Annotated in this window: 2 protein-coding genes and 1 pseudogene; all 3 read right to left on the bottom strand. The window is 55.7% G+C overall.

The genetic code is table 11. The annotated features are described in order from the left end of the window. A pseudogene (locus L0H14_RS12275) lies at window positions 1–343 on the bottom strand (ABC transporter permease); the annotation flags it as partial. Further along, window positions 340–1,356, bottom strand: coding sequence for an ABC transporter permease (locus L0H14_RS12270; RefSeq protein ID WP_301421976.1), 1,017 nt, complete (start codon window positions 1,354–1,356; stop codon window positions 340–342). The pseudogene L0H14_RS12275 and the gene L0H14_RS12270, both read right to left, overlap by 4 nt. Window positions 1,357–1,358: 2 nt before the next feature. Next, window positions 1,359–2,712 (bottom strand): ABC transporter substrate-binding protein (locus tag L0H14_RS12265; RefSeq protein WP_301421975.1); only part of this gene is annotated, 1,354 nt, incomplete at its 5' end.

Raw genomic sequence — 2,712 nt, 5'->3', positions numbered from 1 at the left:
CTAGGATGATGGCGAGTCCGACACCGATGGCGGTGGCACTGAAACCGGTCAGCAATGATTGGCCCGTGCCATGCACGATCCGGGAGTACAGATCCCGCCCAGATTGATCTGTGCCGAGCCAATGTTCCAAACTTGGTGGTGCCAACGGGGTTTCAAGGTTGATCGTGTTCGGATCAACCGTGGCCAACAGTTGAGGTGCTATCGATGCCAGCGATAAGAATAACGCGAAGGTGCCAGCGATCCAGACGGTAAACGGAACTCTACGTAGCACTTTTGGAGAGCGTGTTTGCTTTGCCGGTCCATTCGACTGGATGACGGGGCTTGGAGTCTGTGTTGCGGTCATACTGCCTCCTTCAGGCGAGGATCGACCAGAATATAGGCGGTATCGGTGACCAGGTTGATGATCACGTAGATCAATGCGACGAGCATGACGATCCCGCAGACCACCGGTAAATCTCGCCCATTCACGGCGGTGACCAGTACTCGGCCTAACCCAGGACGAGAGAACACATTCTCTGCGATAACCGCCGCCGAGAATTGTGCGCCCACAGCCCAACCAGTCAGCGATAAGCCAGGGAGTAGTGAATGACGAAGTACATGGCGGATTCGTACGTTGCCATCTGTGAGTCCTCGTGAACGCGCCGTGAGTACAAAGGGTTGGTCCATGGTGCGGTCGAATTCGGTACGCATAACCTGCGCCAGGTACCCGGCCAGCGGGATGCCCAGGGTCAGGGCGGGCAAAACGAGCCCGTGGATCCCTGAGCCACCGACCACCGGAAAGAGTCCGAAGGTCAGGGCAAACACCACGAGCAAGATGATGCCTAACCAGTACTGAGGCAGAGCGGCAGCCGCTGCTTCAACACCGGAAAAGAGCTTAGAGACCCACGGGGTTCGACGGGCCGTGAGCACTAAAGAGACGCTAGCCAGCACCCAGGCGATAGCCATGGCCGTGATGGTCAGCACCACGGTTGGAACCAGTTGGTCTCCTATCACGGTAGTGACCGGCTGATACAGCACATATGAAGTGCCGAGATCACCGCGCAATAGTCCCGTGAGAAAGTCCCAGTATTGCACCAGCACCGGCTGGTCAAAGCCAAAGGCTTCATTGATGGGGGCCAGCTCTTCTGGTGTGCGTTCCTGTACTTGGCCCGTTTGCTGGTTCAACAGTAGTGTAGCTCTGTCCCCTGGCAGCAGGGTTTGGATGAAGAACGTAATCGTGGCCGCAGCCCACACAACGAAGATTGCACTGAGGACTTTGCGGCCGATCTTGCCTGCGATCACTGATGGTGCGATGCGTTGGCGTTGCAACGGCACATTGGGCGTGGTTGCTGGGGCAGTCTGTGTGTCAACGGTCATGGCTAGTTCCCCTTGTCAGTCTGCGGAGTCGTGAGATATGCGTCGTGGAAGACTGGCCCACCCTGTGCTGCTTCCAACCAGATGCCTTCGGCATCATCGGATACCGCCAAGCTGTTGGTCTGCGTGTAGAGACCTATGGCCGCCGCTGTTTCACTCAGTTCATATTGCGCTTGGGAGAACAACTGACTAACTTCTTCATCCGTTGGCGCTTGGAGCGCCTGCTGGATGGTGTCGAACACTGCCTCGTCATGGAGGAAAGTGGTATTGGCACCGTTGGGATGTTCTTCCGTGGACGGACGGTAGTTGATATTGAGAATGCCCGCGTGCGGGCTGGTCCAGTACCCAACTTGTGCATCGTAGGAATCCGGAGTAGAAAATGCGCCGGAGAAGTTTTCTGATGGTGTCAGTGGTCGTAGTTTGAGATCGAATCCAGCTTCACGGGCCTGTTCCTGGAAGTTCTGAATCACGGTGCCGCCGTCCGGTGTGACAATCGAGTTCAACCCGTAGGTGACGGTAGCTTCGAGTCGTTGTCCATCTTTGATGCGCGTACCCTCGTCATCGCGCTCGTCCCAACCAGCCTCATCGAGTAACTTATTGGCACGATCCAAATCGAAGGGATACTCATCGGCTGCATCGGCATCGTAGTCGGGCGTGGATTGCGAGAGGTAGCCGCTGGGTTCAAATGGGACGGTGCCCAGGAACGCAGATTCGACGTTGGCTTCCCGATCTGTCGCGAAGCTTAGGGCCTGCCGGACCTGTTGATCCGCAAAGATACCCCGATCGGTGTTCAGATTCATAACCATTGGACGGCCCGGAGTGATGTACTGGGTATAGTCGAACAACTCTTCGGCTTCAGCTACGTTGACTGCCGGGATCTCACCGACGGCTTGGGTTTCGCCAGATAACAACGAGCCGTAGCGAGATGTGTTATCAGGAATGATATTCCAACGGATGGCATCCAGATATGCCGGTCCCTGATGTTTGGCATTTTCTGGCGCCCAATTGTAATCATCATTGCGTTGAAATTCGATGTATTCACCGCGTTTCCACTCAGCGACACTAAAGGGGCCTGAGCCAATGGGCTCGGTGCAGTTTTCTTCCTCCGTGCGATTTTCCAGCGCGGTTGGCGACTGCAATCCAAAATACGACTGCGATAGTGAAGACATGAACGTCGCAAGCGGGCTAGAAAGGTGGATTTCCACGACCTGGTCTTCCACGGCTTTGGCGTGGTCGTAGAACCCATCTAAGTGCACCTGTGCGGTACTGTTTCCGCCGTCCATCCAGTAGTCAAAGTTATAGGCAACCGCTTCGGCGTCCAGTTCCGTACCATCGGTAAATTCCACGTCGTCGCGTAAA

This window comes from Yaniella sp., assembly GCF_030453185.1.
Taxonomy (GTDB): domain Bacteria; phylum Actinomycetota; class Actinomycetes; order Actinomycetales; family Micrococcaceae; genus Yaniella.
This window is presented reverse-complemented; position numbering and strand designations above follow the sequence as displayed.

Bases quoted from the DNA above. Each gene is read 5' to 3' on its own strand.
- L0H14_RS12270 (WP_301421976.1), bottom strand. From the start codon at position 1,356: ATGACCGTTGACACACAGACTGCCCCAGCAACCACGCCCAATGTGCCG.